A 15,495-nucleotide genomic window follows, 5' to 3' on the forward strand; every position below is an offset into this window, starting at 1 on the left:
GCCGGACCGCCGCCCTCACCCGAAGGCCGGCGGGCGGACCGCCGTGCGCGGTGGCGTGTACAAGTGCTCGCCGACGCGCTTGACCAGGCGGGCCATCTCGTAGGCGATCAGGCCGATGTCGGCGCCGGCCGCGCTGAGGACGGCCAGGCAGGAACCGTCGCCGGCGGCGGCGACGAAGAGGAAGCCCTCGTCCATCTCCACCATCGTCTGGCGCACGCCCCCGGCGTGGAAATGCCGTCCCGCGCCCTTGGCGAGGCTGTGGAAGCCGGAGGCCACAGCGGCCAGGTGCTCGGCGTCCTCCCTGCTCAGGGCGCTGGACGAACCCACCGCCAGGCCGTCGTTGGACAGGACGACCGCGTGCCGGACCTCGCGGACCCGCGTCACCATGTCGTCCAGGAGCCAGTCAAGTTCCCCGGGCCGACGGGCCCCGTCGAGGCCGATCCTGTGGTGTTCGATCATCACACTTCTCCTTCGCTGCCTGCGTGGGGGGAGTTCTCCCGGGAGCCGCGCGCCCATCCGTCGCGGTAGGCGGCCATCCGGTCGCGGGCCTCTTCCGGGCTGCGGTCCGGCGCAGGTCCGACGTGGCGTTCGCCGGTCGCGCCCGTCGCCCGGGGGGCCTCGCGCAGCTGCGGGACGAGGCTGGCCTGACGTACCCGGCGCGGCAGCTCCGTCACCGTGCCGCCCGAGCCGCGCGGCCGCAGCGCCGCCACGGGGTTGGCCGCGGCGCCTGCACCGCGGGCGCGTCCGCCCGGCGCCTTCCGTCGCGGCGTCCCGACGCGGCGCCAGTCGCGGCTCGGGGCGCTCCGGCCGTTCGGGGGCCGGGGCGGGTTCCCGTTCCGGCTGCGGTGCGGCGCCGGGCGCCGGCTCGATCGCCGCCTGGAGGAGGGCGTTCGGCAGCAGGACGACGGCGGTGGTCCCTCCGTAGGGCGAGGTCCGCAGGTGGACGCGTACCCCGTGGCGGGCCGAGAGCCGGCTGACGACGAAGAGCCCGAGGCGGTCGCTGTCGAAGAGGTCGAGGTCCTCGGACTGCTCGATGCGGCGGTTGGCCTCGGCCAGGGCCTCGCGTCCCATCCCGAGCCCCCGGTCCTCCACCTCCAGGACGTATCCGGCGCCGACGCCCTCGCCGCTGACGCGGACCTTGGTGTGCGGCGGGGAGAACTGGGCGGCGTTCTCGATCAGTTCCGCGAGGAGATGGGTGAGGTCGGCGACGGCCGTGCCGACGACGGCGGCCTCGGCGAGGCCGCGGACCTCGACGCGCGGATAGTCCTCGATCTCGGAGACGGCGGCCCGTACGACGTTGGTCAGCGGCACCGGCGTCCGCCAGGCACGTCCAGGGGCGGCGCCCGAGAGGATGATCAGGCTTTCCGCGTGGCGTCGCATGCGGGTGGTGAGGTGGTCGAGGCGGAAGAGGTCGCCGAGTTCGCCCGGGTCGTCCGCGCGTCGTTCCATCGAGTCGAGCAGGTTCAGCTGCTTGTGGACGAGGACCTGACTGCGGCGGGCGAGGTTGACGAAGACGCCGCTGATCCCGTCGGCCAGTTCGGCGCGTTCGACGGCGGCGCTCAGCGCGGCCCGGTGGACGGTCGACAGGGCCGCCCCGACCTGGGTGATCTCGTCCTCGGCGGCCGGTGGGGCCGGGGCCTCGGCCGCCACGTCGATGCCCTGGCCGGACCGCAGGCGGTCCATGGCGTGGGGCAGCTTGCGGTGGGCGATCTCCAGGGCGGTGTTGCGCAGCGAGACCAGTTCCACGACCAGCGCACGGCCGATGCGGACGGAGATGACGAGCGAGGCGGCGACGGCGGCCAGCCCCAGCAGCACCGCTGCGCCCGCCGGGCTGAGCGCGCCCTCGGTGAACGGGTCGGCGCCGCCGACGGCGCGGGCGTGCGCGGCCTCGGCGATCTCGCGCAGGGAGGAGCCGACGCTCGCGTACGCGGCGTCCCAGCCGGCGGGGGTGCCGGTGCCGCGGGCGTCCTTGGCGTCCTTCGGGTCCTTGAGGTCCTTGGAGTCCTTGGCCGCCGTGCCGGTGCCGGTGCCGGTCGGGGCGTACGCGGCCAGGGTCTCGTCCTCGACGGTGGTGAGTTCGCCGTACGCGGCGCTCCTCGTCACGGAGTCCCAGGCGGCGCGCGGCGCGCCGGGCAGGTCGCGGGCGGCGGCGGTGGCCAGGGCGCGGCGGGTCTCGACGGCTCCGGCCAGCAGACGGAGCGTTTCGGCGGTGCGCGGCGTACCGGGGACGGCGAGCAGCGCGTCCTCGCGCGACAGCATCTCCCCGGCGCGGGCGAATTCCAGCAGGACGCGGAACTCGGGACCCAGTGCGGGGCGTTCACCACCGGACAGGGCGCCTTCGGCGGCGAGGGCGGCGTCGGCCACGCGCGTGTACGTCGCGTAGGCGGCGTCCGCGCCCATGCGCCGGGCCGCGACGTCCTTGCGGGCGGTGGCGAGGGCTTCCGCCTCGGTGACGAAGGCGCCGAGGCGGGTGACGACCTCGGTGGGGTGCTCGCCGCTGTCCGCGACGGTGTGCCGATCGCCGAGGCGCAGTCGCTTCACGGCGTCGTCGGTGCGGCGGGCCTGCTGTTCCAGGGCAGGACCTTGGTCGGAAGCGGGGTCGGCCAGGAAGCGGACGGCGGCCCGGCGTTCGGCCTGGAGCTCGGTCAGGGAGGCCGCGAGGGGCGTGCGGAGGGTGGCGTCGATCTGCCGGACCTGGCCGAGGCGGGCGATCTCCTGGGCGGTGCTGACGGTGGCGAAGCCCCAGAGGGCGAGCAGGGACACGACGGGGACCATGAGCAGCGAGATGATCTTCGCGCGGACCGTGGCCGGCCGCAGCGGGACCCGGACCCTACGCCGGGCAGCCGGCGCCCCGTCGCCGGCCGGTCGGGCCGCCCGGAGGGGGTCCGGCGCCGCGGACTCCCGGGCCGGGCGGCGTGCGCCCGGCGGCCGCGCGGCGCGGGCGGCTCCGGTGGCGCGGCCGCCTCGGGTCTGGTGCGGGGTGTGCGCATGGGTTCCTCGTTCCGGGCGGTGCGGGAAGGCGGTGGCGGGGCGGCTTCGGGGTCGAACGGCGGACGGCCGTCGCACCGACGGCGCGGGACCACCGGCATCGGTGAGCGGATTCGGGTGCGGGTTTCGGCGGGAGGGTTGAGCGCCGGGGTCAGTGGGCGGGTTCGGTCGGCGGGTTGAGCGGCCGGTTCAGTGGGCGGGGCAACCGTCGGGGTCAGTGAGCGGGGGCGGGGTTCGGGGGGCCCTCGATCGGATGTCGTGTCGACGCCGCGGCCGAGGCGGCCCGCTCGTCCGCCGTTGGGGACAGCGCCACGAACGCGGCGGTCAGGAAGAGGTAGGAGCCCAGTCCGACCGCGAGCGGGAAGATGAACTGCATGGCGGTGGCTCCGGGAAGGGCCTGGTCAGAGGGGGTGACGTGGACGGTGACGGCCGTCATCCCGGTGTAGTGCATGCTGCTGACGGCCACGCCCATGACGAGCGAGGCGGCGGCGACGGCCACCGGCGCCTTGATGTCGAGCGCGGCCCAGAGGGCGGCGGTGGCGGCCACGACGGCGATGGCGATCGAGAGCCCGACGGCGAGCGGGTCGTAGGAGATCCGGCCGTGCAGCCGCAGGGCCGCCATCCCGAGGTAGTGCATGCTGGCGACGCCGAGACCGGTGGTGAGGCCGCCCAGTACGAGGGCCCGGCCGCGGTTCCTCCCGTAGCCGACGGCGAACACCCCCGCCCCGACGACGAGCATGGCGACGAACAGGCTCAGGAGGGTGAGCGGCACGTCGTAGCGGATCTCGGTGCCGCTGACGTGGAAGCCGAGCACGGCGACGAAGTGCATCGTCCAGATGCCGGTTCCGATGGCGGAGGCGGCGGTGAGGAGCCAGTTGCGGCGGGTGGCTCCGGTGGCAGCGAGCGCGCGAACGGTGCAGCGCAGCCCGAGGGCGGCGCCGATCGAGGCCATCACGTATGACAGCGCGGGTGTCAGCCACCCGTAGGCGGCGTGGTCCAGGTGTCCCATGGCCCACGGACGCTAGTCCGGGTGAGGGCGCGAACAGGGGGCGCATTTCGAAAGCCGTTGGAACTGCTGGAATATGACAGAGAGACGTTCATCTCCGATCACACCAGGTGCCGGCTTGCGCACGGCCCGCAGGCGGACCGGTGGACCGGTGGGCCTGGACCCCGCGCGGGCATGCGGGATCATGGGCGCATGAGCCGTGATGACCGTATGAGCGAGGACCCGGCGCGCGTGCAGGAGTTCTTCGGGGCGCGCGCCGACGACTGGGACCGCAAGTTCCCCGACGACGGCCCCGCCTTCGCGACCGCCGTCACCGAGTGCGGCCTCGCCCCGGGCGACCGGGTGCTGGACGCCGGGTGCGGGACCGGGCGGGCGCTGCCCGCGCTACGGGCGGCCGTCGGGCCGGAGGGAACCGTGCTCGGCGTCGACCTCACCGCGCCGATGTTGGCCGCCGCGACCCGCGCCGGCCGGGGCCGGGCGGGTACGCTGCTGCGCGCCGACGTGGCCCGGCTGCCGCTGCGCGACGGTGTCCTGGACGCCGTGTTCGCCGCCGGGTTGATCGCGCACCTGCCCGATCCCGGGGCGAACCTCGGCGAGCTCGCCCGTGTGGTGCGCCCCGGCGGCCGGCTCGCACTGTTCCACCCGATCGGGCGGGCGGCTCTCGCGGCGCGCCAGGGTCGCGAACTGACCCCGGACGACCTGCGGGCCGAGCCCAACCTCCGCCCGCTGCTGTCCGCTTCGGGTTGGGAGCTGACCTCGTACGCCGACGAGGACACCCGCTTCCTCGCGCTGGCGACCCGCCGGGCCTGACGACGCCGTCGCCCCCTACGCCGGAGGCTGCGCGTCCGCTCCGGCCGGGCGGCGCGGATGGGGGACGGGGCAGCCGCCGGAGCCGGGCACGGGGAAGGTGCCGAGTTCCCCGACGTCGTAGCCGTGGGGGTAGCCCTTGACCTCCGGGTTCTGGCGGGCGTAGTGCGGGGCCCGGCGCGGCGGCAGCAGCCGTACCGCCCGGCCGCGCAGCCACAGGGCGCCCCGGACCAGCCGCCGGACACGGGGGTGCGGGCTCTCGTAGCGGAAGGCGGCGAGCAGGGACTCGTCGAACAGCGCGAAGCTGCCCGCGCGCACGGCCGCCGCGAGCGGGCTCGGGTACCAGGAGGCCATCAGGTCGAGGGTGGCGTCGGCGACCTTGCGGCCTCCCTCGTCCCAACCGAAGTGGGCTTCCTCGTAGGCGTTCAGGGTCTCCTCGAACTCCTCGTAGGAAGCCGGAATGTCCTGGATGCCCATGTGTCGGCCGAGGGTCGCGTAGTAGTTGGCGCAGGCCCGGCGTTCGTGGTGGGTGAGCGGGCGCCAACCGTAGGCGTCGACCCAGCGGGCGGGGATCACCACGAACGTGCACAGGACGTAGCGCATCTCGTCGTTGGAGATGTCGTAGGCGCGGTGCATCTGGTTGACGCGCCGGATCGCGGTGCGGGCCGTGTCGCTGTCGAAGCCGTGCTCGACGACCGCGTCGAGGAGGAGCGCGGTGTCGTCGTAGCGCTTCTGCGTGCGCTCCGTGAACTCGGCGGTCTCGGCGAGCAGGCTCCCGATGGAGGGGACGGCGTACGTCCGGAACAGGGCGAGTTCGAGGGCCCGGGTGAAGTCCCAGGGGAACTCGTAGGTGGCGGTGAGCCGGTAGATGGTCAGGAAGTCCTTGTCGGGGTCGAGACGGAGGATTTCCCTCAGCCGGTCGTAACGCTGCACCGGTCTCCCTTTCTGTGGCGGGAGGACAACTCTACGTGCAGGTAGTAATCGTGGGCGTGAAGGGCCTGTGCGGGTGCGGTCGACAAACGGAGCGCCTCGACAACCCTCGACACCCCTCGACGGTTTCCCCGCTCCCTGGTTAAGGTGCGCCGACGACAGAGCGATCCGCGTCAGGATCGGGAGCGGAATCGAGAGCGGGATCGGGAGGGCATGTGTCCGAGGAGGAGGACGGGGGCGCGCTGTACGTGCTGACCGCCGTACTGCTGACCCCCACGCGGTTCCCGACGATGCTCGGCGACGATTACCCGGAGGCGTGCGCGCTGCTGGGGGTCCATCCGAGCGCCGACGGCTACGGGTTGGTGCTCGGGCAGGACCAGGAGGGTGCGCGCTGGACGGTCGTCGTGGACGACGTCGCGCTGGTGGCCGCCGCCATCGCCGCCTGGGACTGCGGGATGGCCTACGACCTGTCGCCGGACGAGCGGACGATCGTGGTGTCCCTGGCGGGTTGGCCGCTGGCCCTGACCGTGGCGGCCCCCGGCATACCGGAACCGCACGATCCGGAGCAGGGCGCGGACGGTACCGGGAGGGTGCCGCTGGCGCCGCCCTCGGCCGACGTGTGGGGGCCGGTGCAGCGGCGGCTCGGCGCCGACCAGATCGCCCGGGAGTGGGCGGACTGGGACGGCCGGGTCGCGGAAGACGGCGGGGCCGCCTCGGCCGCGCACCCCGGCCTGGCACGGGCGCTGCGCGAAGCCGTCGCCTACACGCGGCAGGCGCCGCCACCGGGCCGGGTCCGGTCCTCCTTCGCCGGCGAGGGCAGCCGGACGCTGCGGGCGGACGGGCCCGGCTGGTCGCTGGTGGCCCGGACCGACGGCCCGGCCTTCGTCCTGCTGGACGAGGAACCCGGCGAGGTCCTGGCCGTCCCGACCGCGGGCGATCCCGCACTGGCCGACGTGCCCGATCTGCCCGACCTGCCCGCGCTGTCGGAGCTGCTCACGGCCCTGGACCGGGTCGCCGTACGCCCGTCCTGAGCGCACGGACAACAGGAGACGCCACGGTGGTGGAGTCCGAGCCGGTGGGTATGGTCGTGGCCGGCCGCACCGAGCCCGCCGACGACGGCCCGCGCGGCGAGACCCGCCAACCGCGATGGGCCACGACCCTGATGCGGGACTACTACTGACCCGCCGCAGCCGCCGAGCCCCGCGCCTGTAGCAGCCGTCGCCGCCGGGAGCGGACGCCCGCGCCCGGCAGCGGACGCCCGAGCCGTCAGACCCGTTCGAGCGGGACGTGCGGGAGCGGCGGGAGGGTGACCGTGATGGCGTCGCCGGGGCGGATGGTGCCGCCCCGGTGGACCACGCCCATGATCCCGGCCTTGCGGACGAGCCGACCCTCCTCGTCCCTCCCGACGACCTGCTTGAGCAGCCCGCCCTGGAAGTTGTCGATCTGCAGGCACGGGTTGCGCAGGCCGGTGACCTCCACCACGGCCTCCTCGCCGAGGCGCAGCAGTGTCCCCGTCGGCAGGTCGAGCAGGTCGATGCCCTGCGTGGTCACGTTCTCCCCGAGCTGGCCCGGCTCGACGCTGAAGCCGGCCTCGGCGACCTCGTCGAACAGCTCGCGGTGGATCAGGTGCACCTGGCGCAGATTCGGCTGGGTCGGGTCCTGTGCGACGCGCGAGCGGTGCTTGACCGTGACCCCCGCGTGCACGTCCCCCTCCACGCCCAACCCGGCCAGCAGCGTGATGCTCTCGCGGTTGGGCTTGGTGAACGCGTACTCGGCATTGCTGCTGACCGCCGCGACCTGTGCGGTGTTCATGAAAGACATCCCCCTTGTCGGCCTCAGCGGCCGAGTTGCTTCCTGGATATACCCCGCAGGCGACGCTTCTGGGAGGAGTCCAGCAGGAGGTAGGCGACGGCCGGAACCCCGATGAGGACCGCCAGTCCCGCCCAGAATCCGACCAACCAGAACAGCACGACGGCCGCCGCGACTCCGGCAACCGCGATCTTTCCGCTCTTGGACATCCGCGCACACCTCCTCTGGACCCCGCCCGTGGAGCCTGCCTGCGGAACCCGCCGGTAAAACCTGCCTGTGGTCCCGCTGCCCGCGTGGGCTACTGCTCTGTGAAACGCGCCGTCGAGGCCCTGCGTTCCCGGCCGGCCCGACGTCTCGTTCCGCGTCTCGCTCCACGCTCGCCGGCGTCGCTCCGGACTGCGAGACCTTCGCGTGGGTTACTCTCGGCCGCCCCGTCGTCGGTAGTCAAGCGTGAGGAACGCGTGCTCCCAGAGGTCTCCGACCTCATCAGCCGCTCGGCCGTCTTCCTTCCCGCCGACCCGCCCCGCGACGCGAGGATCGCCCTCTGGCGAATGCCGTCCGACACCACCGACGGCCCGGCCGCCCCACCCCCGAGGACTCCGGCCGGCTCACCCTCCCGCGCCCGACACCCCCGCAGGGGCCGACGGCACGCCCCGGCTGCCCGCGCCCGAACTCCTGCTCCTCGCCTTCCTCGACCGCCCCCCGGCCGGGTTTCGGCGCGGATGGCCGACGTAGCGCTTGTCGGGGTCACGGGGCGGGATGACGATGGGGGCGCTCACGGGGTCGACCCGCTCCGCTTGCCCCGCCGCGCGCCCGCGCCCCGCCGCACCACCGTCCCCCGGGAGGGCCACATGGCCGATCCGTCGTTGGCCCTGCCGGGCGGGGCCGATCCCACCGAGCGCGGCCGCGCCCTGCGGCGGGCCCACGCCGCCTTCACCTCGCACGGACGGGTCGTCCCGCCGGTGCGGCCGGTGATCGCGAAGTCCTGGCGGCGGTGCGCGCGGGCGCGCGTCAGCCCCGAGTGCGCGCCACGCGTGGAGCTGGCGGAGCCGGACCTGCGGGCCTACCGCGAGGAGCACCCGTTGGCCCGGGTGATGCCGCTGTTCCGGGACCTGGTGGGGGCGTTCGCGGCGCACGGCGCCCATCTGCTGGCGGTGTGCGACGCGCGGGGCGGGCTGCTGTGGGTGGAGGGCGAGCCGGCCACGCTGCGCCGGGCCGAGCGGCTGGGCTTCGTACCGGGTTCGCGCTGGGCGGAGGCGGCGATGGGAACCAACGCACCGGGTACGGCGGTCGCCCTGGGGCAGCCCGTCCAGGTCTTCGGGGCGGAGCACTTCAGTCGCCGCGTCCATCCCTGGACCTGTGCGGCGGCGCCGGTCAGGGATCCGGGGACCGGCCAGGTGCTGGGCGCCGTCGACATCACGGGCGGCGACGGGCTGGCCCACCCGCACTCGCTGGCCTTCGTCCAGGCCGTGGCGCGGGCCGCCGAGACGCAGTTGGCGCTGCTCGCCCCGGAGCCGGTCGGCGACCCCGACACGCTGACGGCGCTCGGCCGGGACGAGGCGCTGCTGGTGCTCGGCGGCCGGCGGATCGCGCTCGGGCGGCGGCACAGCGAGATCCTGGCGCTGCTCGCGCACCATCCGGAGGGCCTGTCCGGGGAGGAGCTGGCGTACGCCCTGTATGAGGACGAGTCGGTGTCGGCGGTGACCCTGCGGGCGGAACTGTCGCGGTTGCGGACCCTGTTGGGCGGCGGGGTGCTGCTGTCTCGCCCCTACCGGACCGCCGTGCCGCTGGAGGCCGACTTCACGGCGGTGAGCCGGCATCTGGCGGCGGGCGCGGTCTCGGCGGCCCTCACCCGCTATCCGGGGCCGCTGCTGCCGGCGTCCCGCGCGCCCGGCGTCGTACGGCTGCGGCGGCGGATCGAGGACCAGGCGCGGGCGGCGGTGATCGCGCGGGCGGACGCGGGGCTGTTGGCGGACTGGGTGTGCCGGCCGTGGGGCGCGGAGGATCCCGACGTGTGGCGGGCGCTGGCCGACGCCCTGCCCGCGGAGGCGGCCGGCGGCGCTGGCCCGCGTCCGGGCGCTGGACGCGGAGTTGGGCGTAGACGTGGACGCGGGCCTACGCGCCGACCTGCGCCCGGACCCGCGCACGCACCCGCGCCCGGACCCGCGCCCGGACCCGCGCGCGGGCTCCGTCGTCGGGCGTGCAACGTCCGCGCAACCCACCCGCCCCTAGCCTCCGCACGCAGCGCTGTCGAACGGCGAGCAGCGCCCGGCAAGGGGAGGATCACCATGGCCCGTTACGCCGCGCCCGGTACCGAGGGCGCTCTGATGTCGTACGAGTCCCGCTACGACCACTACATCGGCGGGGCGTACGTGGCGCCCGCGCGGGGACGGTACTTCGAGAACCCCTCCCCCGTGACCGGCCTGCCCTTCACGGAGGTCGCGCGCGGTACGGCCGAGGACGTGGAGCGCGCGCTGGACGCGGCGCACGCGGCGGCGCCCGCCTGGGGGCGCACGTCGGCGACCGAGCGCTCCGCGATCCTGCTGCGCGTCGCGGACCGCATGGAGCGCAACCTGGAGGCGCTCGCGGTCGCGGAGAGCTGGGAGAACGGCAAGCCGATCCGCGAGACCCTGGCGGCCGACATGCCGCTGGCCGTGGACCAGTTCCGCTATTTCGCGGGCGCGTTGCGCGCGCAGGAGGGCGCGCTCAGCCAGCTCGACGAGGACACCGTCGCCTACCACTTCCACGAGCCGTTGGGGGTGGTCGGGCAGATCATCCCGTGGAACTTCCCGATCCTGATGGCGGTATGGAAGCTCGCCCCGGCGCTGGCGGCCGGCAACACGGTGGTGCTCAAGCCGGCCGAGCAGACGCCGGTGTCGGTGCACTACTGGCTGAGCCTGGTGGCGGACCTGCTGCCGCCGGGGGTGCTGAACATCGTCAACGGTTTCGGCGAGGAAGCGGGCAAACCGCTCGCGTCGAGCCCGCGCGTGGCGAAGGTGGCCTTCACCGGGGAGACCTCCACCGGACGGCTGATCATGCAGTACGCGGCGGAGCACCTGATCCCCGTCACCCTCGAACTCGGCGGCAAGAGCCCCAATCTCTTCTTCGACGACATCTGGACGACCGACGACGACCTGCGCGACAAGGCCCTGGAGGGCTTCACGATGTTCGCGCTGAACCAGGGCGAGGTGTGTACGAGCCCCTCGCGCGCCCTGATCGAACGCGGCCGGTACGCGGACTTCCTGGACGCGGCGGTGGCCCGTACGGAACTGATCGTGCCGGGCCATCCGCTGGACACGGACACGATGATCGGCGCGCAGGCCTCGCGGGAGCAGCTGAAGAAGGTCCTCTCCTACGTGGAGATCGGGCAGCGGGAGGGCGCGAAGATCCTCACGGGTGGCGAACGCGTCGAGCACGGCGGCGAGCTGGCCGGCGGTTACTACGTCCAGCCGACCATCTTCGAGGGCGACAACCGGATGCGGATCTTCCAGGAGGAGATCTTCGGCCCGGTGGTGTCGGTGACCTCGTTCCAGGACTTCGACGACGCGGTCCGCATCGCCAACGACACCTCCTACGGCCTGGGCGCGGGCGTGTGGACCCGCGACATGAACACGGCCTACCGGGCGGGCCGCGCCATCCAGGCCGGCCGCGTCTGGACGAACTGCTACCACGCCTACCCGGCGCACGCCGCCTTCGGTGGCTACAAGCAGTCCGGCATCGGCCGCGAGACCCACAAGATGATGCTGGAGCACTACCAGCAGACGAAGAACCTCCTCGTGTCGTACTCCCCGAAGAAGCTCGGCTTCTTCTAGGACCGCATCCGCTCGGCCGACACCTTCCCCACCGTCTGACACCACGCCCCGGGCCGCCGGTACCACGGCGCCCGGGGCTCCGGTGCGGCCATCTGTCGGTACGGGCGGCCGGTCGCGGCCCGGAGCGGGTAGGGATCCGGCGGGTGGCGGGGCGTTCCCCGTCGCCGGGGCCCGTCGCGAGTCTGGAGCGCACCGTGTCGATGAGCAGCGGCGATGCCGTGGAGGTCTCGCGGGAGGAGTTCGACGCGGTCTTCGCCGCGCTGCGGACCTGGGAGCGGTGGGCGGCGGCCGGGGAGCGGGGGGCCTGGAACCGGGTCACGGCGGAGCACGTGCGGCGGGCCGCCGCGCTGGTGCTGGACGGGACGACGGTGCCCCTGGGGCGGCCCTGGGACACGCGGCCCGGCCCCGAGAACGCGAAGCCGGCCCTGCACCACATGTCCGACCTCGGTGACGTGGAGCCCCCGGAGCCGACCGTCCACAAGGACTTCCTCGCCGTCGACTACCACGGCAAGGCCGTCACCCACCTCGACGCGCTGTCGCACGTCGCCTACCGGGGGCGCCTCTACGACGGGCACCCGGCGCGCGAGGTCATCGGCGCGGGCGGCGCACGTTTCGGCTCGGTGGCGGCGCTCGGACCGCTCGTCGCCAAGGGCGTGCTGCTGGACCTGCCCGCCGTCCTGGGGACGGACTGGCTGGAGCCCGGCCACGCGGTACGGGCCCGTGACGTGGTCGAGGCCGAGCGGGCACTCGGCGTGGGCATCGACGACGGGTGCGCGGTGCTGCTGCGCACCGGGCGGTTCCGGCGCCGCCGCGAGCTGGGCCCCTGGGACGTGGACGCGGCGAGCGCGGGCTTCCACGTGGACGCGTTGCCGCTGCTGGCCGAGCGCGCGATCAGCCTGCTCGGCGCGGACGGGGACAGCGACGTACGCCCCTCCCCCGTCGAGGGCCTCCACTCCCCCGTCCACGCCCTGGCCGTCGCCGCCATGGGGGTGCCCCTGCTGGACAACCTCGACCTGGAGGCGCTCTCGGCCGCCTGCGCCCGCGCGGGGCGCTACGAGTTCATGATCGTGGTGAGCCCCCTCGACGTTCCCGGAGGGACGGGATCCCCGGTCAATCCGGTCGCCGTCCTGTGAAGGGACAAATAACCAGGAATATACTCAAAACGCTGAACCAGCGGCCGATCCACCGTGAGCGACGAGCGAGCACACCGGCAAGGGGAAGTGGTGCAGATGGGGGTCACGGGAGACGAGATCGGTCCCGCACGCTCCCGTGAGCGGTTCCTGGTGGGCGAAACGATCGAGACGATCGAAACGGGCGTACGGGACGCGAGGGACGTGCGCCGCGTACAGGGGGTACGGGGTCCGATCCTGAACTCGTGGCTGCGCTGCCGGCTGCTGGGGCTGTCCCCGGACCAGACCGAGCTGCCCTACCGGGACGACTTCGACCCGGACAGTCGACTCGTACGGGCCGCCGTACCCGTGCTGGACCGACTGCAGACCCGTTTCTCCGGCGGTCGGATGAACATCTCGCTCGCCGACGCGAACGGCACCGTGCTGCAACGCCGCTTCGGCGAACCCGACCTGGCCCGGAGCCTGCCCCCCATCCAGAGCGTGCCCGGCTTCGTCTTCGCCGAGCGGGTCGCGGGCACCAACGGCATCGGCCTCGCGCTGGCCGAGCGGCACCTGATCCACGTCTACGGCGCCGAGCACTTCGCCGAGCGCTCCCAGTCGAGCGCCTGTTCCGCCGTCCCCATCCGCGACCAGCTCAGCGGGCACATCGTGGGCGTGCTGTGCTTCGGGTACCCGTACACGTACGAGCACCCGGCCCTGGCCGTCCTGGTCTCCCGGGCGGCGGAGTCGATCGAGCGGCGGCTGATGGAGCAGAGCTCGGCGCGCGAGCGCGGGCTGCTGCGGGCCTACCTCGACGCCGAACGGCACGCCGCGACGGCCGGGGCCGCCGATAACGGGCAGCCCGCCGAGCCGGGCAGGCTGATCGACGTCGGACTGATCGACGTCGGCCGGCTCGACATCGAACTGGACCCGCGCGATCAGATGATCCTCAAGGAGAAGGCGACCGAGCTGATCTCCTCGTCCCGACGGGCCGCCGTCGACGTGCCCCTCGTCCACGGCCGGGAGGCCACCCTCCTCAGCCACCCCATCACGAGCCCCTCCGGGGTGGAGGGCATGGTCGTCGAGGCCGTGCTCGGCGGCGACGTCGACGCGCCGCCGGTCCACCACCTCCCCGTATCGCCCCGCACCGGACCACGGCACGCCGGACCACGGCACGCGGGATCATCGCCCGCCCAGCCGCCGCCCGACACCGCCGGACCCGGCCGCCCTCCGGTTCGCGGCCTCGTGCTGGTGGGCGAGCCGGAGGTCGGCAAGTACGCCATCGCGGCGCGGCGCCGCCTGGAGCTGCTGGCCGAGGCCAGCACCCGCATCGGCACCACCCTCGACGTGGGCCGCACCGCCCGCGAGCTGGCCGAGACGGCGGTCCCGAGCCTGGCCGACTACGTCACCATCGACCTGCCCGAGGCCGTGCTGCGCGGCGACGAGGCCGCCGATCCCGGGACGAACCTGTACCGCACGGTGGTCCACGGCATCCGCGACGACTGCCCCTTCTACCCGGCCGGGCAGCACCTGGAGCTGCTGCCCGGAACCCCCCACATGCGCTGCCTGACCAGCGGGCACGCCATCCTCGAACCCGAGCTGAACGCCGCGGCCGGCTGGATCGCCCAGAACCCGCAGCGCGCCGAGCGGCTCCTCGCGTACGGCGTGCACTCGCTCATCGTCGTTCCGCTGCTGGCCCGAGGCGTCCTGCTGGGCATCGCGGCCTTCTACCGCTCGACGGATCCCGCCCCCTTCGGGGACGACGACAGCCGGCTGGCCCAGGAACTCGTCGCCCGCGCCGCCCTGTGCATCGACAACGCGCGCCGCTACACCCGCGAGCACACCCTGGCCCTCGCCCTGCAACGCAGCCTCCTGCCCCGCGGCCTGCCTGAGCAGGGCGCGGTCGAGGTCGCCCACCGCTACGTGCCCGCCGAGTCCGGGGTGGGCGGGGACTGGTTCGACGTCATCCCCCTGTCCGGTACCCGCGTCGCCCTCCTCGTGGGCGACGTCGTCGGCCACGGGCTGCACGCCGCCGCCACCATGGGCCGGCTGCGGACCGCCGCCCGCACCTTCGCCGAACTGGACCTCGCCCCCGACGAACTCCTCACCCACCTGGACAACCTCCTGGTGCGCCTGGACCGCGAGGAGGGCGACGGGAGCGCCACGGGCAGCACCGGCATCGTCGGCGCCACGTGCCTGTACGTCATCTACGACCCCACCTCGCGGCAGTGCACCATGGCCCGTGCCGGCCACCTCCCGCCGGCGCTGGTCCACCCCGACGGCAGCGTGACCTTCCCCGACCTGCCGGCCGGGCCGCCGCTGGGATTGGGCGGCCTGCCCTTCGAGACGGCCGAGATCGAGCTGCCCGAGGACAGCACGCTCGTCCTCTACACCGACGGCCTCGTGGACGACCGCGACCGCGACATCGACGTCGCCCTCGACCTGCTGCGGCGGGCCCTGGCCCGGCCCGACCGGACCGCCGAGGACACCTGCCAGGCGGTCATGGACGTCATGGCGCCCGAGCACCCGAGCGACGACATCGCCCTGCTCGTCGCCCGCCCCCACACCCTGCCCGCCGACCGGATCGCCACGTGGGACCTGCCGGCCGATCCCGCACGGGTCGCCGAGGTCCGCGCGGCCGCCACCCGCCGGCTGGCCGACTGGGACCTGGACGAGCTCGCGTTCGCCGTGGAGCTGCTGCTCAGCGAACTGGTCACCAACGCGGTCCGCTACGGCACCGAGCCGATCCAGGTGCGCCTGATCCACGACCGCACCCACGACCACGCGCTGATCTGCGAGGTCTCCGACGGCAGCAGCACCGCCCCGCACCTGCGGCGGGCGGCCACCACGGACGAGGGCGGGCGGGGCCTGTTCCTCGTCGCGCAGCTGGCCCGGGCGTGGGGCACCCGCTACACCCCCCGGGGCAAGGTCATCTGGGCCGAATGCGCCCTGAGCGCCGCCTGAGCACCATCCGCCTGCCGCCCCGAATGCCGGCTCGACATCCTGAATGCTCCTGAATGCGCCGCCAATGCGG

Annotated in this window: 11 protein-coding genes and 1 pseudogene; 7 read left to right on the forward strand and 5 right to left on the reverse strand. The window is 74.1% G+C overall.

What is annotated here, in order from left to right; all coding sequences use genetic code 11:
- Positions 1-15 precede the first annotated feature (15 nt).
- Positions 16-2,763: a nitrate- and nitrite sensing domain-containing protein gene (locus M4D82_RS05160; RefSeq protein ID WP_249764897.1), complete on the reverse strand. Its 2,748-nt coding sequence runs from the start codon at positions 2,761-2,763 to the stop codon at positions 16-18.
- 439 nt (positions 2,764-3,202) lie between these two features.
- Positions 3,203-3,997, reverse strand: coding sequence for an MHYT domain-containing protein (locus M4D82_RS05165; protein WP_249764898.1), 795 nt, complete (start codon positions 3,995-3,997; stop codon positions 3,203-3,205).
- Between the two features lie 207 nt (positions 3,998-4,204).
- Here M4D82_RS05165 and M4D82_RS05170 point away from each other — a divergent pair, with 207 nt between their 5' ends.
- Positions 4,205-4,804, forward strand: a complete 600-nt coding sequence (locus tag M4D82_RS05170; protein ID WP_249771482.1) for a class I SAM-dependent methyltransferase — start codon at positions 4,205-4,207, stop codon at positions 4,802-4,804.
- Positions 4,805-4,819: 15 nt separating this feature from the next.
- Here the strand turns inward: M4D82_RS05170 and M4D82_RS05175 are convergent, their stop codons facing one another.
- Complete coding sequence (locus M4D82_RS05175) at positions 4,820-5,734, reverse strand: oxygenase MpaB family protein (protein WP_249764899.1); 915 nt, start codon at positions 5,732-5,734, stop codon at positions 4,820-4,822.
- A gap of 212 nt (positions 5,735-5,946) precedes the next feature.
- On the opposite strand from M4D82_RS05175, the gene M4D82_RS05180 reads away from it, so the two are divergent.
- Both M4D82_RS05180 and M4D82_RS34005 read left to right on the forward strand, forming a co-directional pair.
- Positions 5,947-6,762, forward strand: a complete 816-nt coding sequence (locus tag M4D82_RS05180; protein WP_249764900.1) for a hypothetical protein — start codon at positions 5,947-5,949, stop codon at positions 6,760-6,762.
- A gap of 26 nt (positions 6,763-6,788) precedes the next feature.
- Positions 6,789-6,911 (forward strand): hypothetical protein, encoded by a 123-nt coding sequence (locus tag M4D82_RS34005; protein ID WP_283844445.1) that lies wholly within the window; start codon positions 6,789-6,791, stop codon positions 6,909-6,911.
- A gap of 86 nt (positions 6,912-6,997) precedes the next feature.
- On the opposite strand, the gene M4D82_RS05185 is transcribed toward M4D82_RS34005, so the two are convergent.
- Together M4D82_RS05185 and M4D82_RS05190 are read right to left on the reverse strand one after the other, a co-directional pair.
- Entirely contained in the window at positions 6,998-7,543 is a 546-nt protein-coding gene (locus M4D82_RS05185) for an MOSC domain-containing protein (protein WP_249764901.1), read from the reverse strand.
- 23 nt (positions 7,544-7,566) lie between these two features.
- Complete coding sequence (locus M4D82_RS05190) at positions 7,567-7,749, reverse strand: tail-anchor membrane protein (protein WP_249764902.1); 183 nt, start codon at positions 7,747-7,749, stop codon at positions 7,567-7,569.
- 642 nt (positions 7,750-8,391) lie between these two features.
- Between M4D82_RS05190 and M4D82_RS34545 the strand changes: the two are divergent.
- The 4 genes and pseudogenes from M4D82_RS34545 to M4D82_RS05210 all read left to right on the forward strand — a co-directional run.
- Positions 8,392-9,546, forward strand: a pseudogene (locus M4D82_RS34545) (GAF domain-containing protein); the annotation flags it as partial.
- A gap of 282 nt (positions 9,547-9,828) precedes the next feature.
- Entirely contained in the window at positions 9,829-11,352 is a 1,524-nt protein-coding gene (gene exaC / locus M4D82_RS05200) for an acetaldehyde dehydrogenase ExaC (protein ID WP_249764903.1), read from the forward strand.
- Positions 11,353-11,552: 200 nt separating this feature from the next.
- Complete coding sequence (locus M4D82_RS05205) at positions 11,553-12,485, forward strand: cyclase family protein (protein WP_249764904.1); 933 nt, start codon at positions 11,553-11,555, stop codon at positions 12,483-12,485.
- Between the two features lie 96 nt (positions 12,486-12,581).
- Positions 12,582-15,425: a SpoIIE family protein phosphatase gene (locus tag M4D82_RS05210; protein ID WP_249764905.1), complete on the forward strand. Its 2,844-nt coding sequence runs from the start codon at positions 12,582-12,584 to the stop codon at positions 15,423-15,425.
- The last annotated feature ends 70 nt before the right edge of the window (positions 15,426-15,495 follow it).

This window comes from Streptomyces sp. RerS4 (genome assembly GCF_023515955.1).
Classification (GTDB): Bacteria; Actinomycetota; Actinomycetes; order Streptomycetales; family Streptomycetaceae; genus Streptomyces.

Excerpts from the sequence above, each read along its gene's own strand:
- M4D82_RS05210 (WP_249764905.1), top strand. The coding sequence starts at position 12,582 with ATGGGGGTCACGGGAGACGAGATCGGTCCCGCACGCTCCCGTGAGCGG.
- exaC (WP_249764903.1), top strand. The coding sequence starts at position 9,829 with ATGGCCCGTTACGCCGCGCCCGGTACCGAGGGCGCTCTGATGTCGTAC.
- M4D82_RS05165 (WP_249764898.1), bottom strand. The coding sequence starts at position 3,997 with ATGGGACACCTGGACCACGCCGCCTACGGGTGGCTGACACCCGCGCTG.
- M4D82_RS05205 (WP_249764904.1), top strand. The coding sequence starts at position 11,553 with ATGAGCAGCGGCGATGCCGTGGAGGTCTCGCGGGAGGAGTTCGACGCG.
- M4D82_RS05185 (WP_249764901.1), bottom strand. The coding sequence starts at position 7,543 with ATGAACACCGCACAGGTCGCGGCGGTCAGCAGCAATGCCGAGTACGCG.
- M4D82_RS05170 (WP_249771482.1), top strand. The coding sequence starts at position 4,205 with ATGAGCGAGGACCCGGCGCGCGTGCAGGAGTTCTTCGGGGCGCGCGCC.
- M4D82_RS05190 (WP_249764902.1), bottom strand. The coding sequence starts at position 7,749 with ATGTCCAAGAGCGGAAAGATCGCGGTTGCCGGAGTCGCGGCGGCCGTC.